The sequence below is a fragment of the Sphingomonas sp. GV3 genome (assembly GCF_031082075.1).
Lineage (GTDB): Bacteria > Pseudomonadota > Alphaproteobacteria > Sphingomonadales > Sphingomonadaceae > Sphingomonas > Sphingomonas beigongshangi.
On sequence record NZ_JARWLE010000001.1, the window covers coordinates 2802835 to 2826232 of the forward strand.

General features: G+C 70.0%; 18 protein-coding genes. 16 read left to right on the forward strand and 2 right to left on the reverse strand.

The window, feature by feature from the left end:
* Positions 1–974: 974 nt before the first annotated feature.
* The 4 genes from RF701_RS13325 (at position 975) to RF701_RS13340 (ending at position 5623) form a co-directional block, all read left to right on the forward strand.
* Entirely contained in the window at positions 975–1445 is a 471-nt protein-coding gene (locus tag RF701_RS13325; RefSeq protein WP_210357104.1) for a MarR family winged helix-turn-helix transcriptional regulator, read from the forward strand.
* Positions 1442–2860: an efflux transporter outer membrane subunit gene (locus tag RF701_RS13330; protein WP_210357103.1), complete on the forward strand. Its 1419-nt coding sequence runs from the start codon at positions 1442–1444 to the stop codon at positions 2858–2860. Before RF701_RS13325 ends, RF701_RS13330 begins: the two co-directional genes overlap by 4 nt.
* A 65-nt stretch (positions 2861–2925) precedes the next feature.
* Positions 2926–4068: an efflux RND transporter periplasmic adaptor subunit gene (locus RF701_RS13335; protein WP_308815675.1), complete on the forward strand. Its 1143-nt coding sequence runs from the start codon at positions 2926–2928 to the stop codon at positions 4066–4068.
* Positions 4069–4081: 13 nt separating this feature from the next.
* Positions 4082–5623 carry a DHA2 family efflux MFS transporter permease subunit gene (locus RF701_RS13340; protein ID WP_203308695.1) on the forward strand — a complete coding sequence of 514 codons (1542 nt, stop codon included), beginning with the start codon at positions 4082–4084 and terminating at the stop codon, positions 5621–5623.
* A 175-nt stretch (positions 5624–5798) separates the two neighbouring features.
* Here the strand turns inward: RF701_RS13340 and RF701_RS13345 are convergent, their stop codons facing one another.
* Positions 5799–6032 carry a hypothetical protein gene (locus RF701_RS13345; RefSeq protein ID WP_210357101.1) on the reverse strand — a complete coding sequence of 78 codons (234 nt, stop codon included), beginning with the start codon at positions 6030–6032 and terminating at the stop codon, positions 5799–5801.
* A 135-nt stretch (positions 6033–6167) separates the two neighbouring features.
* On the opposite strand from RF701_RS13345, the gene RF701_RS13350 reads away from it, so the two are divergent.
* The 12 genes from RF701_RS13350 to RF701_RS13405 all read left to right on the forward strand — a co-directional run bounded on the left by RF701_RS13350 (position 6168) and on the right by RF701_RS13405 (position 22471).
* Complete coding sequence (locus RF701_RS13350; protein ID WP_203308693.1) at positions 6168–6878, forward strand: response regulator; 711 nt, start codon at positions 6168–6170, stop codon at positions 6876–6878.
* The gene (locus tag RF701_RS13355) at positions 6875–8185 is read left to right on the forward strand and encodes an ATP-binding protein (protein WP_308815237.1); all 1311 of its coding nucleotides are present in this window, start codon (positions 6875–6877) and stop codon (positions 8183–8185) included. Before RF701_RS13350 ends, RF701_RS13355 begins: the two co-directional genes overlap by 4 nt.
* A gap of 199 nt (positions 8186–8384) precedes the next feature.
* Positions 8385–9086, forward strand: a complete 702-nt coding sequence (locus RF701_RS13360; protein ID WP_203308691.1) for a carbonic anhydrase — start codon at positions 8385–8387, stop codon at positions 9084–9086.
* Positions 9086–10594, forward strand: coding sequence for a SulP family inorganic anion transporter (locus RF701_RS13365; RefSeq protein ID WP_210357099.1), 1509 nt, complete (start codon positions 9086–9088; stop codon positions 10592–10594). The genes RF701_RS13360 and RF701_RS13365 overlap by 1 nt, the downstream gene beginning before the upstream one ends.
* Before the next feature lie 289 nt (positions 10595–10883).
* A complete protein-coding gene (locus RF701_RS13370; RefSeq protein WP_210357098.1) occupies positions 10884–11744 on the forward strand; it encodes a TorF family putative porin in 861 nt (286 codons plus the stop codon).
* A gap of 76 nt (positions 11745–11820) precedes the next feature.
* Positions 11821–12939 carry a glycosidase gene (locus RF701_RS13375; protein WP_374758627.1) on the forward strand — a complete coding sequence of 373 codons (1119 nt, stop codon included), beginning with the start codon at positions 11821–11823 and terminating at the stop codon, positions 12937–12939.
* A gap of 120 nt (positions 12940–13059) precedes the next feature.
* Positions 13060–14628: an alpha-amylase family glycosyl hydrolase gene (locus RF701_RS13380; RefSeq protein WP_308815238.1), complete on the forward strand. Its 1569-nt coding sequence runs from the start codon at positions 13060–13062 to the stop codon at positions 14626–14628.
* A gap of 167 nt (positions 14629–14795) precedes the next feature.
* On the forward strand, positions 14796–15806 hold the full coding sequence (locus RF701_RS13385; RefSeq protein WP_308815239.1) for a glycosyltransferase family 4 protein: 1011 nt from the start codon (positions 14796–14798) through the stop codon (positions 15804–15806).
* Between the two features lie 180 nt (positions 15807–15986).
* A complete protein-coding gene (locus RF701_RS13390; protein WP_203308686.1) occupies positions 15987–17645 on the forward strand; it encodes an MFS transporter in 1659 nt (552 codons plus the stop codon).
* Positions 17642–18808: an HlyD family secretion protein gene (locus tag RF701_RS13395; protein WP_308815240.1), complete on the forward strand. Its 1167-nt coding sequence runs from the start codon at positions 17642–17644 to the stop codon at positions 18806–18808. The genes RF701_RS13390 and RF701_RS13395 overlap by 4 nt, the downstream gene beginning before the upstream one ends.
* On the forward strand, positions 18808–20304 hold the full coding sequence (locus tag RF701_RS13400) for an efflux transporter outer membrane subunit (RefSeq protein ID WP_308815241.1): 1497 nt from the start codon (positions 18808–18810) through the stop codon (positions 20302–20304). The genes RF701_RS13395 and RF701_RS13400 overlap by 1 nt, the downstream gene beginning before the upstream one ends.
* Before the next feature lie 58 nt (positions 20305–20362).
* On the forward strand, positions 20363–22471 hold the full coding sequence (locus tag RF701_RS13405) for an ATP-binding protein (protein WP_308815242.1): 2109 nt from the start codon (positions 20363–20365) through the stop codon (positions 22469–22471).
* A 97-nt stretch (positions 22472–22568) separates the two neighbouring features.
* Here the strand turns inward: RF701_RS13405 and RF701_RS13410 are convergent, their stop codons facing one another.
* Entirely contained in the window at positions 22569–23396 is an 828-nt protein-coding gene (locus tag RF701_RS13410; protein ID WP_308815243.1) for a CoA ester lyase, read from the reverse strand.
* Positions 23397–23398: the final 2 nt, after the last annotated feature.

Sequence of the window (23398 nt, forward strand, 5' to 3'; positions counted from 1 at the left end):
GCCGTACCTTGGGCCTGCCGAACGCGGTTCCTGACACTTCTCCGTCTACGTGAGCCTCATAGAACAGGCGCTCGGTAGGGACGCTGAAGTCTGCACCTCTATAGCCGGGTAGAACCACATCTTCCGGCAGCTCTGCCGTGACGCCACCGTCGCATGCGGCCGGAAAAATCATAGGCCGTTGATGGTAACCAGCAAAGATCAGGACCGTCCCACGGAAGCGTTCGCCGTGCTGAAGATCGGCCGCGCGCCAGCACGGAGACAAGGTCGTAGGAGTCGACCTGCAGGCAGCAAGCGCCGCGAGAGCGGAAACGGCCTGCAGTGGACGAATGAACCGCATGAGCGGACTATACGTGGGGCCTGAATGTCCGCAATTGGGCGAGAGCGGACATTCCCGAAAACGAACGGCAGCGAGACGGCTGACGGCAGCGCGGCCCGCTGGATGGCAAAGACGGTGTCGTTTTCGCGGAATATGTTCCCGATTGCTGATTCCCGAAATGGCCGGTTGGAGACGGAGAAACGGGACGATGCCGCTCGTGCGAGGAACTCGCCTTTGGCATCTGCTCGTAACAGATAATATGAGCAGGCATCTCCGATTGCGAGCGGCGCCGGATGATGGCGAGTACGCTGGCAGCACATTCGAGCACGATGCCGCCCGCCAGTGCCAGAAAACGTGAGCAGGACATTGCTCCGATGGCGAGCACACGCCGCTTTGGTTGCGAGCAGCTACACCTACACGGCTGCCGAAAATACGCGATCGCAGAACGTTATGCAGCGTCTCCGCCTGCGTCGCGACCCCGCCCGCGACTTCACGGCGCGCTATCAGAGAGGCGCGTGGGCCGGTCTGACGGGGGCCGCAGGCGGAGGCCGAGCCGAGCGTCAGATTCGCGAGTGATGAAGGCCTGACGCCCGAAAGGGCAGCCCATATGACACGAATGTCATTTGACTGCTCCGGCAATGGTTGCCATGGCAACCATATGGCCTTCTACAGCGACTCGACCTTCACGCCCGACTCGTCGATCGGCTATCTGGCGCGGCGCGTGCACCAGCTCGGCACGCTCGCGCTCGAGCCGATCTTCGCCGCGGCGGGGATGACCGCGACGCAATGGTCGGCGCTCGCCTCCATCTATGTGCAGCGTGCCAACACCTGCGCCGCGATCGCGCGCGACATGGCGTACGACAAGGGCGCGACGACGCGGCTGGTGGACACGCTGGAGGAACGCGGCTGGATCACCCGTCACCGTGCGGGCGACGATCGTCGTGTGGTCCATCTGGCGCTGACGCCGGCGGGCGAGGCGGCGGCGATGGCGGTGCGCGATGCCGTGGTGGAGAAGTGGAACGGCTGGCTTCGCGATTGGAACGACAAGGATATCATGGACCTGATCCGTCTTCTGCAACGGGTGCGCGACACGCTCGCGCGCGCCGCCGACGAAAGCGCCTCGGCATGACGCGCGCCCGCCCCGCCCCACTGATCGCCACCCTCGTCGCCACGCTGCTGGCCGGCTGCGCCGTGCCGCACAGCCCGCCCGCCGTGGCGCCGGTCGCACCCGCATCGCTGGGGCTGGACGCCGCCGCCGCGCCGGCCATCGCCGACGACTGGTGGAAGAGCTTCGGCGACCCGCAGCTCGACCGCATCGTCGCGGATGCGACGGGCGGCAATCCGACGCTGGATGCCGCGCTCGCCCGCGTTCGCCAGGCGGAGGCGGTGCTCGCCAGCCGTCGCGCCGACGATGGTCCCAATGCGACGCTCGACGGCTCCATCCAGCCGCAGCGCCTGTCGGGCCGCTACATCATCCCGCCGCCCTATGGCGGCACGGTCCGGACGATCGGCCAGGTCCAGGGCAATTTGTCCTGGAACCTCGACCTGTTCGGCCGGCAGCGCGCCGCGATCGAAGGCGCCCGGGCCTCCGCCCGCGCCGCCGCGCTCGATGTCGCCGCCGCCCGGCTCGCGATCGCCGGGTCGGTGGTGCAGACCTATGTCGATCTTGCCCGCGCGGAAGCGCAGGCGCGGCTGGCCCGCGACACGGTCGCGACGCGCGAACGCACCGTGCAGCTCGTCCAGGTCCGCATCCGCAACCGGCTCGCCAGCAACCTGCAGGCCGAAGCGGCGGGAACGCTGCTGGCGCAGGCGCGCGAGGCGGCGGTGCAGGCCGACGGTGCGCGCGCGGTGGCGGCGAATGCGCTCGCCGCGCTGGCGGGGCGCGGGCACGATTATGCGCTCGCCATCCAGCCCGCCCGGCTGAACCTGGACAGCGCGCTGCCGTTGCCCAAGACGCTGCCCGCCGACCTGCTCGCCCGCCGGCCGGACATCGCCGCCGCGCAGGCGCGCATCGCCGCGGCCGCGGCGGGACGACAGGTGGCGCGGCGCGCCTTCTATCCCAACATCAATCTCGCCGCCTTTGCGGGATTGCAGGCGATCGGTCTCGGCAATCTGATCAACCTGGACGCGGCCGCGGTCGGCGCTGGCCCTGCCGTGCACCTGCCGCTGTTCGACAACGGCCGGCTGAAGGCGGACCTGGCCGGCGCGACCGCGGCGCTCGATCTCGCCACCGCCGATTACAACGAGCGCGTCGTCGGTGCGGTGCGCGACACCGCGGACGCGCTGGCGCTCGTCGACAATATCGCGCAGCAGCGCGCGCGCGCGGCGGAGGTCGTGCGCGGCCTGTCCGAGACCAACCGCCTGAACGCGGTCCGCGTCTCGAGCGGCCTCGATAGCAAGCTCGACCTCGTCGACAACGACATCCGCCTGCTCGACGCGCGGCTCGCCACCACCAACCTCGCCGCGGATGCGGCCCGCCAGCGCGTCGCGCTGGTGCTGGCGCTCGGCGGCGGCTTCACGCCTTCGCAGGACAATGCCCGATGACCGACGCACGCTCTTCCTATGACGATTCCGCCGCCGCTCCGGGCGCGGAAGTGCAGGCCCCCGAGATGATGGCCGTCAAGGAACCCGGCCGTCCGCGCGCCCGGCGGCTGGGCTTCGCCATCCTGGCGATCGTCGTCGTCCTTGCGCTCATCGTCTGGGCGGTGATGCATTTCCTGCTCGCCAAGCCGCAGGAGGAGACCGACGACGCCTATGTCGCGGGTGACGTGGTCGCGGTGACGGCGCGCGACGCGGGGCAGGTGATCGGCATCCATGCCGACAATACGCAGACGGTGAAGGCCGGCCAGCCGCTGCTCGACCTCGATCCCGCGACGGCGGACGTCAACCTCGCCAGCGCGGCGGCCGAGCTCGCCCGCGCGGTGCGCGCGACGCGGGCCGATTTCTCGAAGGTCTCGGAAAGCGGCGCCTCGGTGGTCCAGGCGCGCGCGCAACTGTCCGCCGCGCAATCCGACTATGCGCGCCGCCAGGGCGCGGCGGCGCAGGGCGCGGTATCGGGCGAGGAACTGGCGCATGCGGCCGATGCGGTGAAGGTGGCCCGCGCCAACCTCAACCTCGCGCTCAGCCAGCAGGCGCAGTCGCGTTCAACGGTGCAGGGCACCGACGTCGACACCAATCCGGCGGTGCTCGCCGCGATCGCCGCCTATCGCCGTGCCGCGATCACGCGCAGCCACATGCACATCGTCGCGCCGATCGACGGCGTCGTCGCGCAGCGCACGGTGCAGATCGGCCAGCAGGTGGCGGCAGGTACGCCGCTGATGGCGGTGGTGCCGCTCAGCCGCGTCTGGATCGACGCCAATTTCCGCGAGACGCAGCTCAAGGACCTGCGCATCGGCCAGCCGGCGACGGTGACCGCCGACATGTACGGCGATGGCATCGTCTATCACGGCAAGGTGATCGGCCTGGGCGCCGGTTCGGGCAATGCCTTCGCGCTGCTGCCGCCGCAGAACGCCAGCGGCAACTGGATCAAGATCGTCCAGCGCGTGCCCGTGCGCATCGCGCTCGACCCGCGGGAATTGCAACGCAATCCGCTGCGCGTCGGGCTGTCGGTGAATGCGACGGTGGACACCGCCAGCCTGACCGGTGCGCGGCTGGGCCAGGCGGCGAGCGCGGCCTATAGCGGCACCCCGACCGACGCGCGCGATCCGGCGGTGGAGGCGCGCATCCGCCAGATCATCGCGGCGAACCGGTAAGCGGCGCGTCGCGATGAGCGCTCCTCAATCCACCCTGCCGCCGCTGGAGGGCGGGGGTCGCGCCCTGCTCGCCTTCGCGCTGGCGCTCGGCACGTTCATGACGGTGCTGGACAGCACGATCGCCAACGTGTCGCTGCCGACGATCGCGGGCAACCTCGGCGTGTCGAGCGACAATTCGACCTGGATCATCACCGCCTTCGCGGTGGCGAACGGCGTCGCGGTGCCGCTGACCGGCTGGCTGATGGGCCGGTTCGGCGTGGTGCGCACCTTCTGCGTCGCGGTGGCGGCGTTCACGCTCGCCTCGTTCCTGTGCGGCATCGCCTGGAACCTGCAGTCGCTGATCGTCTTCCGCATCCTGCAGGGTGCCTGCTCCGGGCCGATGATGCCGGGCAGCCAGGCGCTGCTCATCGCGATCTTCCCGCCCGAACGGCGATCGACCGCGCTGGGCGTCTGGTCGATGACGACGCTGGTCGGACCCGTGATGGGGCCGATCCTGGGCGGCTGGATCAGCGACAATTACCACTGGAGCTGGATCTTCCTGATCAACGTGCCGGTCGGCATCTTCTGCGCGCTGACCTGCTGGAACGGCCTCAAGACGCGCGAGACGCCGACCCGCAAGCTGCCGATCGACACGATCGGCATGGGCCTGCTGGTGGTGTGGGTCGGGGCGCTGCAGGTCGTGCTCGACCTGGGCAAGAACGCGGACTGGTTCAACGACACGACGATCTGCGTGATGACGGTCGTCGCGGCGGTCGGCTTCGTCGCCTGGCTGATCTGGGAGCTGACCGACGCCAATCCGGCGGTCGACCTGTCGCTGTTCGCCAACCGCAACTTCGCGATCGGCACCGCCGTGTTCTGCATGGGCTATGCGATCTTCTTCGCCAACACGCTGATCCTGCCGCTGTGGCTGCAGACGCAGATCGGCTATACCGCGACCTGGGCGGGGTTGACCGCCGCGCCGAGCGGACTCGTCGCGGTGGTGATGTCGCCGCTCGCCGCGCGCCTGTCGGGCAAGATCGACGCGCGCATCCTGGGGTCCTTCTCCTTCCTCGCCTTCGCCCTGTCCTACTGGATGCGCTCGCATTTCGTGACCGATGCGTCGGTGGTGGACTTCATGCTGCCGATGCTGGTGCAGGGGGTCGGCATGAGCATCTTCTTCCTGTCGATGATCACCATCCTGCTCGACGGCATCCCGCCGCACCGCATCCCGTCGGCGACCGGCATCTCCAACTTCGCGCGCATCGTGGCGGGATCCTTCTCCGCCTCGATCATCACCACCGCCTGGGATCGGCGCGAGACGCTGCACCAGACGCGGCTGGCGGATGCGGTGGGGCAGGGGACGGCGTATCGGATGGCGAGCGACACGCTGCAGCATCTCGGCGCCTCGTCGACGCAGGCGGCGGCGGCGATCACGCGGCAGATGGTGGGGCAGGCCTATCTGCTCGCCTCGACCGACCTGTTCCGCCTGTCCGCCTATCTGTGCCTGGCGGGAACGTTGGTGGTGTGGTTCACGCGGCGCCCGGCGGCGGTGAGCGGCCCGATCGCGGCGGACTGAGGCGCGGGCGGCGGACCCCGGCACGGGTCAAGGGAGCGGGGGCCCGCCTGCGTTCCGGCTAGCGGGGTGTCGATGAACCTCGCCGGAACGAGATTTCCGGGCATCACGCCGCGCCGTTCGCCCGCCCCGATCGGCGCCGTAGCGGCAGGGTGAGGGCGGACGGCGGCGGACGCGATCAGTCGCGCGCGACGACGGGAGCGATCGGGCTGGGCCGCAGCTTGTCGTTGGCGGCCACGGTCTGCGCCTTGGTCTTGCAGAAATAGACGGGCGCGTGGCTGACGATCTTGCCGGCGGGGGCGTGGACCTGATGCTTGGTGCAGCCGGCGGCGACCTTCGGGTCGGACGGCTGGCCGGCGACGGCGGGCGTGGCGAGTGCGATCAGGGCGAGCGTGGCGAACGTACGGATCATGCGGAAACCTCCTCCAAGTGCATGTGGCGCAGGATCTAGGCGTCCGCCGTTGCCGGCGATCGGCCGGCGCGTAAGATATTGTGTCCAAGTCGGCCTCTGTTGACCCGAACGGGTGCGCGGCCTACCTCTCCGGCCATGACCGCCCCCACCATCCTCCTGGTCGAGGACGATCCCGCGCTGCGCACGCTGACCACCCGCGCGTTGCAGGAGAACGGCTATCTCGTCCGCCCCGCCTCCGCCGCGCCGGAGATGTGGCTGGCGCTGGAGGCCGGACCCGTCGACCTCGTGCTGCTCGACATCATGCTGCCGGGCACCAGCGGCATCGACCTGTGCCGTGCGCTCCGCCAGAAGAGCGAGGTGCCGATCATCTTCATCAGCGCCAAGGGCAGCGAGACCGACCGCGTCGTCGGTCTGGAGCTCGGCGCGGACGACTATCTGCCCAAGCCGTTCGGGACGCGCGAGCTGATCGCCCGCGTCCGCGCGGTGCTGCGTCGCGGCCAGCTGGAGCGGCGGAGCGGCGAGCGCGAGGATGGCGTGCTGAGCTTCGACGGCTGGACGGTGACGCTGCCGCGCCGCGAGCTGACGTCGCCGACCGGGGCGGTCGTCGACCTGACGGGCGCGGAGTTCGACCTGCTCGTCGCGCTCGCCGAACATGCCGGCCGCGTCATTGCGCGCGAGCGGCTGATCGAACTGTCGCGCACTCGGCTGGGCGACAGTTCCGACCGCAGCATCGACGTGCTGATCAGCCGCCTGCGCCGCAAACTGTCGAATGCGGGACAGGACGCACCGATCATCACCGTGCGCGGCGTCGGCTATATGTTCAACACCGAGGTGACGCGCCGTTGAGGCGATTGCTGCGGCCCTCGATCGGCCTGATCGGGCAGATCGTCGCGATCCTGCTGCTGACGATGGTGATCGAATTCGGCGTGTCGACGCTGCTCTACGAGCGCGCGAGCCAGTTCTCCGTCCGCGACGACGAGGCGCGGCGGCTCGCCGAGCATCTCGTCATCGCCCGCCGCCTCGTCGCCGAACAGCCGGCGGTGCGCCGCGCGGAGATGGCGGAGGACCTGACCACCGAACGCTATGCGCTGCATTGGCAGCAGTCGCTGCCCGCGCCGCCGCCGATCGCGCCCGCGCTCGACAGCATGCGGCACCAGGTCATCGAATGGGAGCCGTCGCTCGCGCGGTCCGACCTCCGACTGCGGCTGAGCTCGCCCGGACGCAGTTCGGTGGTGACCGGCGGCCTGCAACTGCCCGATGGCAGCTGGCTCTACTTCCGCACGCTGGAGCCGCTGCAGAACCTCAACCTCGCCGCGGAGCGCATCCTGCTCGCGCTGATCCCGGCGCTCGCGCTGATGCTGCTCGGCGGGTTGCTGATCCAGCAGATGCTGCGGCCGATGCGCAACCTTGCCGCCGCGGCGGACCGGTTCGGCGACGGCGTCCATGCGCCGGTGCCGGAAGACGGGCCGGGCGAGGTGCGTCGCGTCGTCGCGGCCTTCAACCGCATGGCGGGGCGCATCCAGCGGCTGATCGCCGACCGGACGCAGGCGCTGGCCGCGGTCGGCCACGACCTGCGCACGCCGCTCGCCAGGCTGCGGCTTCGCGCGGACGGCGTGGAGGATCCCGCGGTGCGCGCCGCGATCGGCCGGGACCTCGGCGAGATGGAGGCGATGATCGCCTCGCTGCTCGCCTTCCTGGGCGGCGACAGCGATCCGGAAAAACCGGTGCTGACGGACATCGCCGTCGTCTGCGCGACGTTGATCGACGATGTCGAGGACCGCGACCTGCCGGGATCCTACGAAGGGCCGAACCATTGCGAGGTGCGGGTGCGGCCGGTCGCGTTCAAGCGCGCGCTCGGCAACCTCGTCGAGAACGCCGTCCATTATGCCGGCAACGTCGTCATCCGGCTCGACAGCAAGAGCGAGGGCGTGGCGATCGCGGTCGAGGACGACGGCCCCGGCATTCCCGAGGAGCAGCTCAAGCGCGTGCTCGAACCCTTCGTCCGCCTCGACACGGCGCGACCGCGCGACACGGTGGGGTTCGGCCTGGGGCTGCCGATCGTCGCCAAGATCGTCGCGGGGGAGGGCGGGACGCTCAGCCTCGCCAACCGAGCCGAGGGCGGATTGCGCGCGACGATCTTCCTGCCGCGTTAGATCGCAATCCAGCGATGCTGGATCGGGCCGGTGCCGGCCCCCGCCCCCCCCCCCCGCACAAGGACCGGACGCCGGGACGGTTTGTCCGCCGCTTCTTCCCGGCAACACTTTCTCACATCGGCGCGGCGTGTCAGCAAAACGGGCCACGTACATACTCTCTGCAATACCCGCTGGCGGGTTTCGAGGAGGAGTATCAACCATGAACAACGAAGTGATCGGCCGCGTCCTCGCCTTCGAAAAGAAGGTGTTCCAGGATCAGCAGGCGCTCTATTCCAACCTCGCGCTCAATGGGCAGAGCCCGAAGGCGCTGATCATCTCCTGCTCCGATTCGCGCATCGTGCCCGAGCATATCATGCAGGCGCAGCCGGGCGACCTGTTCGTCTGCCGCAACGCGGGCAATATCGTCCCCCCCTTCGCGCAGCCCAGCGGCGGCACCACCGCGACGGTCGAATATGCGATCTCCGTGCTCGGCGTGCGCGACATCATCGTCTGCGGCCATTCCGACTGCGGCGCGATGAAGGGCCTGTCGGGCGACCCCGCCGCGCTGTCGTCGGTGCCCAACGTCGCGCAGTGGCTGCGCCACGGTGCCGCGGCGCGCCAGGTCGTCGATCGCAGCTATCCGGAGCTGACCGACGGCGAGCGCGTGCGCGCGCTGAGCCTCGAGAATGTGGTCGCACAGATCGCCAACCTGCGCACCCATCCGTCGGTCGCGGCCGGCATCGCGCGCGGCGACATCTCCCTGCACGGCTGGTTCGTCGACATCCACGAGGGCAACGTCCTGGGTCTGGACGGGAACACGGGCAAGTTCGTGGTGATCCGCGAGGGCGAGCCCTTCCCGGTCGCGCTACCCGCCGCCGAACGGCGCGCGAGCGACGTCGAATTCGCCCAGGCCGCGGAGTGATGCGCGGATTGAAACTGCCCTCGACGGCGATGCTGACGCGGGACTTCACCGCGTCCATCGTCGTCTTCCTCGTCGCGATGCCGCTGTGCATGGGCATTGCGGTCGCGTCCGGCGTGCCGCCGGAAAAGGGGCTGATCACCGGCATCATCGGCGGCATCGTCGTGGGTGCGCTGGCGGGCTCGCCGCTGCAGGTCAGCGGTCCCGCCGCCGGCCTGGCGGTGGTCGTGTTCGAGCTGGTGCGCGACCACGGCATGTCCGCGCTGGGTCCGATCCTGATCATTGCCGGCGTGATCCAGTTCGTCGCCGGCGTGCTGCGGCTGGGCGGCTGGTTCCGCGCGATCAGCCCGGCGGTCGTCCATGGCATGCTCGCCGGCATCGGCCTGTTGATCGTGGTCGGCCAGTTCCACGTCCTGTTCGACGCCAAGCCGCTGCCCTCGGGCACCCAGAACCTGTTCGCCATGCCCGGCCGCCTGCTGGGCCTGTCCCCCGACAACATCCAGGCCGCCGAACTCGCCTTCGGCATCGGCGTGCTGACGATCGTCTGCATGATCGGCTGGGAAAAGATCCGGCCTGCGTCGCTTAAGCTCGTCCCCGGCGCGCTCGTCGGCGTGCTCGCGGGTACCTTCACCGCCATGGCCTTCGGGATCGAGGTCGCGCGCGTCAGCGTGCCGGAGTCGATCACCGCGGCGATCAGCCTGCCGGGCAACGACATCGTCGCGCGGTTCATGGATCCGTCGATCCTCGCCGCAGCGCTCGCCATCGCCTTCATCGCCAGCGCGGAGACGTTGCTGTCGGCGGCGGCGGTGGACCGGATGCATGACGGGCCGCGCACCAACTACAACAAGGAACTGCGTGCGCAAGGCGTCGGCAACCTGCTGTGCGGCATCGCCGGCGCCCTGCCGATGACCGGCGTCATCGTGCGATCGTCGGCCAACGTCCAGGCGGGGGCGAAGAGCCGCGCGTCGACGATGCTGCACGGGACGTGGATCCTGGGCTTCGTCGCGCTGCTGCCCTGGGTATTGCGCGAGATCCCGATGGCGGCGTTGGGCGCGATCCTTGTCGTCACCGGCTGGCGGCTCGTCAGCCTCCACCATGCAAGGCATCTGTTCACGCATTATGGTGTGCTGCCCGCCTTCATCTGGCTGGCGACGCTCGTCACCGTGGTCGCGGCGGACCTGCTCACCGGCGTGCTGGTCGGCATCGGCCTGTCGCTGCTCGAACTGGTGCCAAACCTGACGCGGCTCAGGCTGAAGGTGTCGGAAGGCGAGACCGCTGGCGGCCATGCCATCGGCCTCGCCGGCGCGGCGACGTTCGTCTCGCTGCCGAAGCTGTCCGACACGCTCGATCGGGCGCCGACCGGCCCGGTCCGGCTCGACGTCAGCGATCTGAAGACCGTCGACCATACGTGCGCGGAGTTCATCAAGGACTGGTTCCAGCGCCGCCGCGCCGCCGGCGACGCGGTGGAGGTGTTCGGCGCCAGCGGCAAGGTCGCCGCGCTGGCGCACTGACGCGACTAGGCCGCAAGCCCCCCTCGCACGGGCTCCCCTGCCGTCCGTGCCGGTCCATCCCCCAGAGGCCGGCACGGACGGATTTTTTCCCGGAGAGCGCCGAAGCATTCGACCATGTGACGTGACGCGCGGCAACATTTCGTCACGTCCAAGCAACCCGCGGGCAGCTTTGCTGCACTAGCGAGGACCGTGCCCGGGAACGACCGGCGATCCGTCTCATCCTCCTCCGAGACGAGCGCGCTGGCGGGCCCGGGCGCAGGAGGGACCTCACGCATGTGAAAGGGGTCCCATGAAGTCCTATACCTTCGCCGCGGCCATGGCGGCCGCATTGTCTCTCTTCCTGACCGCCGCGCCCGTCGCCGCGCAGGATACCGCGCCTCCCAGGCCCGTCACCGTCACGGGCAGCGTCGCGCTCGTCTCCGACTATCGCTTCCGCGGCGTGTCGCAGTCCGACGAGGAGATGGCGATCCAGGGCGGCCTCACGATCGCGCATGAAAGCGGTCTGTACGTCGGCACCTGGGCGTCGAACCTCGCGGGCTGGGGGACGTTCGGCGGTGCAAACATGGAGCTCGACCTGATCGGGGGGTTCAAGACGCCGGTCGGCAACGGCGGAACGCTCGACATCGGCCTGACCTGGTACATGTATCCCGGCGGCGCATCGAAGACCGATTTCGCCGAACCCTATGTGAAGCTGTCGGGAACGCTCGGCCCGGCGACGCTGCTCGCCGGCGTCGCCTATGCGCCGAAGCAGCAGGCGCTCGGCAACTGGTATGCGACCGGCGCGGCGGCGCAATCCGGGGTCTACACGCGGCCCGGCGACAAGCAGGACAATCTGTACCTGTGGGGCGACGCCGCCGCCGGCATTCCGTCGACGCCGCTGACCGCCAAGGCGCATATCGGCTATTCGAAGGGCAATCCCGGCCTCGGCCCCAACGGCACGTCGGTGGCGCCGACAGGCAAATACTGGGACTGGATGCTCGGCGCCGACCTGGCGGTGAAGGGCACGCCGCTGACTTTGGGCGTCGCCTATGTCGATACCGATATCGGCAGGCGCGAGTCGGCCTATCTGCTGCCCAACTTCTCGTCGACCAAGGACGGCGGACCGATCGCGGGGCCGCAGGTGGTATTCTCGGTGACGGCCGCGTTCTGAACCATCGCCCCTCCCCGTGGGGCGGGGAGGGGCAGCATCGCGGGAACCCATCGTCGGCCGCCGCGCTTCACGCGGCATGATCCACGCCGATACGCTGATCTTCACCCCCGACGACGTCGACCTCGCCCGCTCGCCGCTGCGCCGCGGCATCACGGAGCCGACCTATGTGCTCGGAGCGTTCAACCCGGGCTTCACGCGGCTGCCGAGCGGCAACCTGCTGCTGATGGTCCGCATTGCGGAGGCCCTGTCGGAGCCGGTGCGCGACGGCCATGTCCGGGCGATCCGCTGGACGCCCGAAGGCTATCGGCTCGACGCATGGCCGCTCGCCGACGTGGACATGACGGATCCGCGCCAGTTCGAGATCAAGGGCCGCCGCCATCGCGTGCTCGGCCTCACTTCGCTGTCCTGGCTGCTGCCGGTGGAGCTCGATCCCGCCGGCGAACGCATCGTGCGCGTCCATTACGACACGGCGATCGAACCCGCCGCCTCCTACCAATGTTATGGCGTCGAGGACGCGCGGATCACGCGGATCGGCGACACCTGGTACATGACGACGTGCTCGGTCGGCGCGGAGCGGCATTGCACGAGCCTGCACACGTCGCGCGACGGGCTGACCTATCGGCTCGACGGCATCGTCCTCGACCATCAGAACAAGGACATGATCCTGTTCGAGGGGCTGGTCCGCGACCGGTTCATGGCGCTGACCCGTCCACTCGGCGAAGTCTATTTCGCCTATCCGCCGGACAGCGAATGGGTCGGCGGGCCGTCGATCAACTTCGCGCAGAGTCCCGACGCGCTGCACTGGAAGCCGCTCGACGCGCCGGGTCTGCGCGCGCGCAAGGGCTCGACCTCCGCGATGAAGATCGGTGGCGGCACGCAGCCGGTGCTGACGGACCACGGCTGGATGATGATCTATCACGGCGTCGAGGCGCGCGAGACGGTGGGCATCTATCGCAGCTTCTGGGCGCTGCTCGATCGCGACGACCCGTCGCGCATCCTGCGGATCGAGGACGACGTCCCCCTGCTGGAGGCCGATCCGCCGCTGACCGCGCCGATCGCGCACCAGATGTATCTGCCGACGCCGGTCGTCTTTTCGACGGGCCTGGTCGACGATGGCGACGCCTATCTGGTCGCGAGCGGGGAGGCGGACCTTGCCTGCCGGATGACGCGCATCGCCAAGACGCGCTTCGCCTGAACGGAACCGTTACGCCCGCGCACCGTTCCGCCTGCGCCTGTCGGAGCGGCCGGTCCCTCCCCTTCGAAGCGAGGATCACCGCTCCGGCAGGCTTGGGCGCGGACGGGGGTGCGAAGGCCAATGGCGACGTGGTGGCAATCGGGCGCGATCTATCAGGTCTATCCGCGTTCGTTCCAGGACAGCGACGGCGACGGCATAGGCGACCTCAAGGGGATCGAGGCTCGGCTCGACCATCTCGTCGCGCTGGGCGTGGATGCGCTGTGGATCTCGCCGATCTTCCCGTCGCCGATGGCCGACTTCGGCTATGACGTCGCCGACTATTGCGACGTCGATCCGCGCTTCGGCACGCTCGGGGATTTCGACGAGCTGCTCGCGGCGGCGCATGCGCGCGGGCTGAAGGTGCTGCTCGACTTCGTGCCCAACCATTCGTCGAGCGCGCATCCGTGGTTCCGCGAGAGCCGCGCGTCGCGCGACAATCCGAAGCGCGACTGGTACATCTGGCGCGATCCCGCGCCGGACGGCGGCCCGCCCAACAACTGGATCAGCGATTTCGGCGGCTCCGCCTGGGAATGGGACGCGGATACCGGCCAATATTACTACCACGCCTTCCTCAAGGAACAGCCCGACCTCAACTGGCGCAACCCCGCGTTGCGCGCGGCGATGATGGACGTGCTGCGTTTCTGGTTCGACCGCGGCGTCGACGGCTTCCGCATCGACGTGCTGTGGCACATGGTGAAGCACGCGCAGTTTCCGGACAATCCGCGCAACCCCGCATACCGGCCGGAGATGGGCGGGATGCATGCGGTGCTGCAGCTGCATTCCACCGACCAGCCGGAGGTGCATGCCATCGCCGCCGAGATGCGGCGGATCGCCGACGGCTATGACGGCGACCGCGTGCTGATCGGCGAGATCTACCTGCCGGTCGAACGCTTGATGCACTATTACGGGCAGGAGACGCCGGAGGTGCACCTGCCCTTCAACTTCCAGCTGATCGAGGCGACCTGGGACGCGCGGCCTCTCGCCGCCCTGATCGACGAATATGAGCGCGCGCTGCCGCCCGGCGGCTGGCCCAACTGGGTGCTCGGCAATCACGACCGGCCGCGGATCGCAAGCCGCGTCGGGGAACGCCAGGCGCGCGTCGCGGCCATGCTGCTGCTGACGCTGCGCGGCACGCCGACGATCTATTACGGCGACGAGATCGGCCTCGCCGACGTCGCCATCCCGCGCGACCGGGTGCAGGACCCGCGCGAACTGCGCGAGCCCGGCCTCGGCCTCGGTCGCGACCCCGTCCGCACTCCGATGCCGTGGAACGACAGCGAGCATGCCGGCTTCACCAGCGGCGAGCCCTGGCTGCCGCTCGGCCCCGACTGGCCGACGCGCAACGTCGCCGCGCAGGGCGGCGACGAGGCGTCGATGCTCGCGCTCTACGGGCGCCTGCTGCACCTGCGGCGCAAGCACGCCGCGCTCGCGGTCGGCGACTTCCGCCTGATCGAGGCGGAGGGCGACGTCCTCGCGTTCGAACGGCGGCATGGCGACGAGCGGATCGTCGTCGCGCTCAATCTGGGCGCCGAGCCGCAACCGTTCGCGCTGCCGGAAGGGGACGTCCTGGCGAGCACGCTTGGCGGGACGCCCGAGTCAGGTGTGCTGCGCGGCGACGAGGGCGTCGTGTTCCTCGCTCGGCCCGCATGACCGCCCATTTTCGCCGTCCCCGCGCAGGCGGGAATCCAGAGACGCCGCCGTCCCGCTTCCATGCCAGACCTGCGCGTCTGGACCCCCGCCTGCGCGGGGATGACGGCATAAGATCATGATCGAGGACATCCCCCGCCCGATGAAGACCGCCCCATGAAGATCGCCCCATGAAGATCGCAATGCTCGCCCCCATCTCCTGGCGCACGCCGCCGCGGCACTATGGGCCGTGGGAGCTCGTCACCAGCCTTCTCACCGAGGCGCTCGTCGCGCGCGGCGTCGATGTCACATTGTTCGCGACACAGGACAGCCAGACCGCGGGCCGTCTCGCCGGGGTCGTTCCCGCGCCTTATTCCGAAGACCCGTCGATCGATGCGAAGGTGTGGGAATACCGCCACCTGGCGCATGTCTTCGAGCAGGCGGACGCGTTCGACCTGATCCACAACCAGGCGGATTTTCCCGCCCATGCCTTCGCCAATCTGGTCGACACGCCGATGGTGACGACGATCCACGGCTTCTCGTCGGACCGTATCCTGCCGATGTACAAGCCGTATGAGGATCGCGTCCATTACGTCGCGATCAGCGACGCGGACCGATCGCCGCACCTGCGCTATGCCGCGACGATCCACCACGGCATCGTGTTGGACGATTTCCCCTTCGACGCGCAGGGCAGCGAAGACCTGCTTTTTTTCGGCCGCATGCATCCCGACAAGGGCGCGGGAGAAGCGATCCGGGTGGCGCAGGCGACCGGCCGCGCGCTCGCCATGTATGGCATCGTGCAGGACCAGGGCTATTACGAGCGCGCGGTCGCGCCGCATCTGGACGGCGCGCACATCCGCCACCCCGGCGCGGTCGGCGGTGCCGAGCGGACGCGCGCGCTGGGCCAGGCGGCGGCGCTGCTGCACCTGATCAACTTCGACGAACCCTTCGGCCTGTCGGTGATCGAGGCGATGGCCTGCGGCACGCCGGTGATCGCGATCAACCGCGGCTCGATGCCGGAACTGATCGAGGATGGCGTCACCGGGTTTCTGGTCGACAGCATCGACGAGGCGATCGCCGCCGTCGGCCGCCTGGGCGAGATCGACCGTGCCGCCTGCCGCGCGGCGGTGGCGGCGCGCTTCACCGTCGAGCGGATGGCGGACCGGTACATCCAGCTCTACCGCGACATCCTGGGCGCTTGATCTTTGATGAAATCGGCGTGAGGATTTACCTGATACCATGGCCCCGATCCGTCCTGCCGGACGCGCGCCGGCAACGGTCAGTCCGCAGCCCCCGAGGTCGGCGCGTCCGCCGCGCGGCGGATGCCGGAACGGAACCGGCGTGACGGCACCGGCCCGCAAAGGGAGGAACCGCACGCCGCGATGCTGACCAGGTTGCGCCGTTTCCTGACCGAGGAACATTGGGAGTTCCTGCCGCACGAGCGACCGGCATTGCCTGGTTCGCCCGGCTCGGTCGAACATGCGACGCGCATCCGCGTCGCCTATGGCGTGATCGCCATCCTCGTCGGCCTGACCGGCGGGTTCGGCAACGCGCTGATCAGCGCCAACACGACGACGCTGCAGGGTGCACTCGGCCTCGATCCGTCGGAGATCGCCTGGCTGCCGACGGTCTATGTGATGACCAACGTCAGCATCAACCTGCTGCTGATCAAGTTCCGCGCGCAATTCGGCCTGAGACCCTTCGCCCTGATCTTCCTCGGCCTCTATGTCGCGGTGACGCTGGGCCACCTGTTCGTCCGCGAATTCCAGACCGCGATCCTCGTACGCGCGATCAGCGGCATGGCGGGTGCGCCGCTGTCCAGCCTGTGCCTTTATTACATGATGCAGGCGCTGCCGCTGAAATGGCGGCTGAAGGCGATCGTCCTCGGCATCGGCGTGCCGCAATGCGCGACGCCGCTCGCCCGCCTGTTCTCGCCCGAACTGCTCGCCATGTCGCAATGGCGCGAGCTTTACCTGTTCGAACTTGGCCTCTCCCTGATGAGCTTCGCCGCGGTGGCGCTGCTGCGCCTGCCGCCGACGACGCGGTCGAAGGCGTTCGAGCGGCTCGACTTCGTCACCTTTGCGCTGTTCGCCGTCGCGATGGCGCTGATCGCGGCGGTGCTCGGCCTGGGTCGTTACGTCTGGTGGACGAATGCCGCCTGGATCGGCTGGGCATTGCTTGCCGCGATCCCGATGCTCGCCGCCGCGCTGGTCATCGAACACAATCGCGCCAATCCGCTGCTCAACACGCGCTGGCTCGGCAGCGCCGACATCCTGCGCTTCGCGATCGTCACGATCATGGCGCGCATCGTCCTGTCCGAACAGACCTATGCCGCAGTCGGCCTGCTGACCGTGCTCGGCCAGAACAACGATCAGCTCGGCACGTTCTTCACCGTCATCTTCCTTTGCTCGGCGGCGGGCGTCGCGCTCAGCGCGATCACGCTGGACACGGACCGCACCGCGCATCCGATCATGCTCGCGGTCGGTCTGGTCGCGATCGCCGCCTGGGCGGACAGCTATTCGACCAGCCTGACGCGCGCGCCGCAGATGTACTGGACGCAGGGGCTGATCGCCTTTGCCGGCACCTATTTCCTGGGGCCGGCTTTGCTCTTCGGCATGCTGCGCGCGCTGCAGCAGGGCGCGGGCCACGTAATCAGCTTCATCGCAGTGTTCGGTATCGTCAACGGCATCGGCGGCCTGGCCGGATCGGCGCTCCTCGGCACGTACCAGATCGTCCGCGAGAAGGCGAACAGCGCCGGGCTCGTCCAGGCGATCGACCCGACCGACCCGATCGTTACGCAACGGCTCGCCGCGGGCGGGCAGGCGGTGGCGCGTGTCGTCGGCGATCCCGCGCTGCGCAGCGCGGAGGGCGGCGCGCTGCTGTCGCAGACCGCGACGCGCGAGGCGAACGTGCTCGCCTATGACGACACGTTCCGCCTCGTCGCCGTGCTGGCGGCCGCGACGTTCGTCTACCTTCTTTTCCTCCTGATCCGCCGCGCCTACCGTGCCAGACGCGCAACGCCGGCAGGGGCCTCAGCATGACCGACACCCGTAGTTCCGCAAGCCAGAACCCTGTCGATTCGGCACCCGCCACCGACGAAGCGCGCGCCGAAGCGGCGGCAGCCGCCGCGGCGCCGGCCAGTTCCGGCTGGCGCCCGACCCCCCCGAGCCGAACGGCCACGATCGTCATCGTGATCATCGCCGTGGCGGGCCTTCTTGCGGTGCTCGCCGCCTGGCGCCTGCCGCCCTTCGCCACCGCCTACCAGTCCACGGACAATGCCTATGTGCGCGGACGCACGACGGTGATCGCGCCGCAGGTGTCGGGCTATGTCACGCAGGTCCTCGTCCGCGACTTCGAGCAGGTCACCGCCGGCCAGCCGCTGGTCCGGATCGACGACCGCATCTACCGCCAGCGGGTCGACCAGGCGGCGGCGCAGGTGTCGGCGCAGGCGGCGACGCTCGCCAACGCGCAGCAGTCCGAGCGCAGCCGCGAGGCGAGCCTCGCCGCGCAGAATGCCGCCGTCGCCAACGCCGAGGCGCAGCTGATGCGCGCGCAGGCGGACATGGCGCGCGTCAACGACCTGGTGAAGGACGGCTCCGTTTCCCTGCGCGAGCGCGACCAGACGCTCGCCGCGTTGCGCCAGGCGCAAGCCGGCGTGCAGCAGGCGAATGCCGCGCGCGAGATCGCCCGGCAGGATATCCGCACCGTCCAGGTTGGTCGCGGCGGCCAGCGCGCCGGCGTGTCGGGGGCGGAGGCGGCGCAGCGCCTGGCGCAGATCGATCTCGCCAATACGGTGATCCGCGCGCCGGAGAACGGGCGCCTGTCCGAGGTGGGCGTGCGCGTCGGCCAATATGTGACCGCCGGCTCGCAGCTGATGTTCCTCGTGCCCCCGGAAACCTGGGTGATCGCCAATTTCAAGGAGGCGCAGACCGCCCGGATGATCGTCGGCCAGCCGGCCAGCTTCACCGTCGACGGCCTCGCCAATGCGCGGCTGACCGGCCGGGTCGAGCGTATCTCGCCCGCGGCGGGCTCGGAATTCGCGGTGCTGAAGGCGGACAATGCGACGGGCAATTTCACCAAGGTGCCGCAACGCATCGCGGTGCGCATCCGCATCGATCCCGGCCAGCCGCTGATGCAGCGCCTGCGCCCGGGCATGTCGGTCCAGGCGCGCGTCGACACCTCCTCCGGCCCGACGGTGCGATGATGGGGGACGGACGCGAGGCGCGACGCGATCTCCTGTTCTCCGGTGGGGGCCGGGGAACGGGAAGAGGCGCGGCCAAGGCGGACACCGGATCGCGTCGCCGCGTCTTCGCGCGCACGTTCGCCGCATTGGCGGCGAGCGCGATCCTGGCGGGCTGCATCGGTCCGCGCCCCGCGCCGCCCGCCGCCAGCGCGGTCGCGCCGCCGCCGGGATGGCGCACCGCGCTCGGGCCCGGCGCGCCGATCCGCGCCGACTGGTGGAACGCCTTCGGCGACCCCGTGCTCGCCGATCTCGTCGCCCGGGCGCTGGCCAACAACGTCGATATCGCCACCGCCGCGGCGCGCGTCGAGGAGGCACGCGCGTCGCTGCGCCTCGCCCGCGCGCAGCAGACACCGCTCATCGGAGGACAGGTGCCATCGACCAGCGGTCAGACGGTGAGTCCGTTCGGCACGCCCAGCGACGCGATCGGGGCCGCCCCCGCGATCACCGCCAGCTACGACCTCGACCTGTTCGGCCGGCTGCGCCAGGCGAGCCGCGCGGCGCGGGCACAGGCGCTCGCCAGCGAGGGCGCGCGCGACACGGTGCGCCTTGCCGTCGCGAGCGGCGTCGCCACCGGCTATGTCACGCTGCGCGCGCTCGACCAGCGGCTGGCGGTGGCGCGCGAGACGCTCGCCGCCCGTGCGGAGGGTCTGCGCATCGCGCGGCGGCGCGCGGAGACGGGCTATACCTCCAACCTGGAACTGCATCAGGCGGAGGCGGAATATCAGGCGACGCTGCAGCTCGTGCCCGCCGCCGAACTCGCCGTCAGCCGCCAGGAGAATGCGCTGAGCCTGCTGCTCGGCGAGGCGCCGGCCGCCATTCCGCGCGGCCTGCCGCTCGACCGGCTGCTGACGCCGCCGATCCCCGACGGGCTGCCGGCCGATCTGCTGCGCCGCCGGCCCGACCTGTTCCAGGCCGAACAGACGCTGGTCGCCGCCGATCGCACGCTCGACAGCGCGCGCGCGGCGATGCTGCCCAATATCGCGCTCACCGGCACGGCGGGCGTGACGCTGTCGACCGTGCTTGCAAAGCCGATCGGCGTGTTCACTTTGGGCGCGAGCATCCTGTCGCCGATCCTCGACGGCGGGCGCCTGCGGGCGCAGGCGGACGTCGCGACCGCGCGACGCGACCAGGCGGCCTTCACCTACCGCCGCACCGCGCTCACCGCCTTTCGCGAGGTGGACGATGCGCTGGCGGGCGTGCGCCGGTCGGGCGAACAGGCGACCGCGCTCGGCGGCCAGGTCGACGCGCTCGCGGCCGCGCTGCGCAACGCCAGCAACCGCTATCGCGCGGGCTACAGCAGCTATATCGACCAGCTCGACGCGCAGCGCGGGCTGCTCGCGGCGCAGCTGTCGCTGGTGCAGGCGCGCGCCGATCGCCTCAGCGCCTATGTCGCGCTGTACCAGGCGATGGGCGGTGGCTGGAGCGCCGACGACGTCGCGGCGACGCGGCGGCCATGACGATGAACCGCTGCGGGCCTAAGGGATCGTCCCTGCATCACGGTCGTTGCCGCGCTCGATGACACAGGACACACGTCATGCGGAGGACGCCGTCGCCAACGGACCGTCCAGCGTCGGCAGCTGGGACTGGGACGTCGGAGCCAACCGGATCACGGCGGATCCCGGGTTCGCCCTGCTCTACGGCGTGCCGGTCGACGTGGCGCAGGCGGGCGCACCCATCGAGCGGTTCTTCGCCGGCATCCATCCGGACGACCGCGCGCGGGTCGAAGCCGAGGTCGCGCGGACCCTCGTCGAACGGGGCGAGTTCGTCAGCGAATATCGTCTCGTCCAGCCGGACGGCCGCAGCCGCTGGGTGATGGCGCAAGGCCGCTGCGTGACCGATGCGGGCGGCGACGGGCTGCGCTTCCCGGGCATCAGCTTCGACATCGATGCGCGCAAGCGGTCGGAACTGCGCCTCGCCGCGCTGCTCGAACTCAACGACCGTCTGCGCGAGCCGGGCGATGCCGCGGATCTCGCCTATGCGGCGGCGGAGATCCTCGGCCGCCTGTTCGAGGTCAGCCGCGCCGGCTATGGCACGATCGACCGCGCGGCGGAGACGATCGTGACCGAGCGCGCCTGGTGCGCGCCCGGCATCAGTCCGCTGCCCGGGATCCTCCATTTCCGCGACTATGGCTCGTATATCGAGGATCTGAAGCGCGGCGACACGGTCGCGATCGGCAACGCCTATGAGGACCCGCGCACGCGCGACACCGCGGAGGGGCTAAAGGGGCTGTCCGCGCTGTCGTTCATCAACATGCCGGTGACCGAGCAGGGCGGCTTCGTGGCGCTCCTCTACCTCAACAACGCGGTGCCGCGCGCCTGGCTGGCGGAGGAGGTCATCTTCGTTCGCGACGTCGCGGAACGGACGCGCGATGCGGTGGAGCGGCGCCGCGCCGAGAGCGAGCTGGCCGCGCTGACCGCCTCGCTGGAGGCACAGGTCGAGGCGCGCACTGCCGAGCTGATGGCGGCCGAAGAGCATCTGCGCCAGGCGCAGAAGATGGAGGCGGTGGGACAGCTGACCGGCGGTCTCGCCCACGATTTCAACAATATGCTGACCGGCATCTCGGGCGCGCTGGAGATGATGCAGGTGCGCATCCGCCAGGGGCGGATCGGCGAGCTCGACCGCTATGTCACCGCGGCGCAGGGCGCCTCGAAGCGCGCCGCCGCGCTGACGCACCGGCTGCTCGCCTTCTCGCGGCGCCAGACGCTCGACCCCAAGCCGACCGACGTCAATCGCCTGGTCGCCGACCTGCACGACCTCGTGCAGCGCACGGTCGGGCCGGCGATCGAGGTGGAGCTGGTCGGGCAGGCGGGCCTGTGGCCCGCGATGGTCGATCCCAACCAGCTCGAGAACGCGCTGCTCAACCTGTGCATCAATGCCCGCGACGCGATGCCGGACGGCGGGCGGATCACGATCGAGACCGCCAACCGCTGGCTCGACCAGCGCGCCGCCCGCGAACGGGACCTGGCGCCGGGGCAGTATCTGTCGCTGTGCGTCACCGACACCGGCACCGGCATGACGCCGGAGGTGCAGGCGCGCGCCTTCGACCCCTTCTACACCACCAAGCCGATGGGCGAGGGGACGGGCCTGGGCCTTTCGATGATCTACGGCTTCGCGCGCCAGTCGGGCGGGCAGGTGCGCATCTATTCGGAGCTGGGGCAGGGCACGACGATGTGCATCTACCTGCCGCGCCACTATGGCGACGCGGACGGGGACGCCGATCCCGGCACCGGGCGGGCGCTGCCCCGCGCCGGCGAGGGCAAGGCGACGGTGATGGTCGTCGACGACGAACCGACGATCCGCATGCTCGTCGCGGAGGTGCTCGACGACATGGGCCATACGGTACTGGAGGCGGGCGACGCGGCGGCGGCGATGCGGCTGTTCGCGACCGGCGCGCACGTCGACCTGCTCGTTACCGACGTCGGCCTGCCGGGCCAGATGAACGGCCGCCAGCTCGCCGATGCGATCCGTCTCGAGCGGCCGGGGATGAAGGTGCTGTTCATCACCGGCTATGCGGAAAATGCCGTGATCGGCAACGGTCCGCTCGCCCCGAACATGGCGCTCGTGACCAAGCCGTTCGCGATGGATCATATCGCGGACCGAATTGCGGGCCTGCTGGAGAAATAGAGCCTGATCCACGTGCGTGGCGGCGGTGCCGGCCCGACTGCGCCCGCCGATCAGGCAATCGTTTCTTCCCGTCCCGCATGCGCGCCAGGGGGACGGATCATAGCGTCGCCAGCACCCGCTCCGCCTCGGCGAGATGCAGCCGTTCGACCATCGCGCCGTCCAGTCGGATCGCACCCTTGCCCACGGCCTCGGGGGCGGCGAATGCGTCGACCACGCGTCGCGCCCAGGCGATTGCCGTCGCGTCCGGCGCGAAGGCGGTGTTGGCCGCGTCGATCTGGCTGGGGTGGATCAGCGTCTTGCCGTCGAACCCCAGCATCGCGCCCTGCGCGCACTCCGCCGCCAGCCGCGCCTCGTCGCCGATCGCGTTGCACACGCCGTCGAGCACGACGAGGCCCGCCGCGCGCGCCGCCAACACCATCTGCGTCAGCGCGGGCACCAGCGGCATCCGGTCCGCGCCCGGCCGGCACCGCATCTCCTTGGCCAGATCGTTGGTCCCGGCGATCAGCATCGTGCAGCGCACTGCCGCCGCCACGTCGACGATCTCGGCGAGGCGCAGCATGGCGTCGCACGTTTCGATCATCGCCCAGATCGGGGGGCCGTCGTCGCCGATGGCGTCCCGTGCCGCCGCGAGGTCGGCGGCGCCCCCCACCTTGGGCAGTACCACAGCCAGCGCGCCGCCCGCCGCCGCGGCATCGTCCAGTCCCCAGGGGGTGTCGAGCGCATTGATCCGGATCGCGGCGTGCGCTCCAGCCAGCACCGCGGCCGTGGCCGCGGCGCGCGCATCCGCCTTCGCGTCCGGCGCGACGGCGTCCTCCAGGTCGAGGATCGCCGCGTCGCAGGCGAGCGTCGTCAGTTTCGCGATCGCGCGCGGGTTCGACGCGGGCAGGAACAGCACGCTGCGCCAGCGTCCCGGGTTTGTCGACATCG

What these genes read in the sequence shown, in the direction of transcription:
- RF701_RS13325 (WP_210357104.1), top strand. Translation starts at nt 975, where the DNA reads ATGGCCTTCTACAGCGACTCGACCTTCACGCCCGACTCGTCGATCGGC.
- RF701_RS13330 (WP_210357103.1), top strand. Translation starts at nt 1,442, where the DNA reads ATGACGCGCGCCCGCCCCGCCCCACTGATCGCCACCCTCGTCGCCACG.
- RF701_RS13335 (WP_308815675.1), top strand. Translation starts at nt 2,926, where the DNA reads ATGATGGCCGTCAAGGAACCCGGCCGTCCGCGCGCCCGGCGGCTGGGC.
- RF701_RS13340 (WP_203308695.1), top strand. Translation starts at nt 4,082, where the DNA reads ATGAGCGCTCCTCAATCCACCCTGCCGCCGCTGGAGGGCGGGGGTCGC.
- RF701_RS13345 (WP_210357101.1), bottom strand. Translation starts at nt 6,032, where the DNA reads ATGATCCGTACGTTCGCCACGCTCGCCCTGATCGCACTCGCCACGCCC.
- RF701_RS13350 (WP_203308693.1), top strand. Translation starts at nt 6,168, where the DNA reads ATGACCGCCCCCACCATCCTCCTGGTCGAGGACGATCCCGCGCTGCGC.
- RF701_RS13360 (WP_203308691.1), top strand. Translation starts at nt 8,385, where the DNA reads ATGAACAACGAAGTGATCGGCCGCGTCCTCGCCTTCGAAAAGAAGGTG.
- RF701_RS13365 (WP_210357099.1), top strand. Translation starts at nt 9,086, where the DNA reads ATGCGCGGATTGAAACTGCCCTCGACGGCGATGCTGACGCGGGACTTC.
- RF701_RS13370 (WP_210357098.1), top strand. Translation starts at nt 10,884, where the DNA reads ATGAAGTCCTATACCTTCGCCGCGGCCATGGCGGCCGCATTGTCTCTC.
- RF701_RS13375 (WP_374758627.1), top strand. Translation starts at nt 11,821, where the DNA reads ATGATCCACGCCGATACGCTGATCTTCACCCCCGACGACGTCGACCTC.
- RF701_RS13380 (WP_308815238.1), top strand. Translation starts at nt 13,060, where the DNA reads ATGGCGACGTGGTGGCAATCGGGCGCGATCTATCAGGTCTATCCGCGT.
- RF701_RS13385 (WP_308815239.1), top strand. Translation starts at nt 14,796, where the DNA reads ATGAAGATCGCAATGCTCGCCCCCATCTCCTGGCGCACGCCGCCGCGG.
- RF701_RS13390 (WP_203308686.1), top strand. Translation starts at nt 15,987, where the DNA reads ATGCTGACCAGGTTGCGCCGTTTCCTGACCGAGGAACATTGGGAGTTC.
- RF701_RS13395 (WP_308815240.1), top strand. Translation starts at nt 17,642, where the DNA reads ATGACCGACACCCGTAGTTCCGCAAGCCAGAACCCTGTCGATTCGGCA.
- RF701_RS13400 (WP_308815241.1), top strand. Translation starts at nt 18,808, where the DNA reads ATGGGGGACGGACGCGAGGCGCGACGCGATCTCCTGTTCTCCGGTGGG.
- RF701_RS13405 (WP_308815242.1), top strand. Translation starts at nt 20,363, where the DNA reads ATGACACAGGACACACGTCATGCGGAGGACGCCGTCGCCAACGGACCG.
- RF701_RS13410 (WP_308815243.1), bottom strand. Translation starts at nt 23,396, where the DNA reads ATGTCGACAAACCCGGGACGCTGGCGCAGCGTGCTGTTCCTGCCCGCG.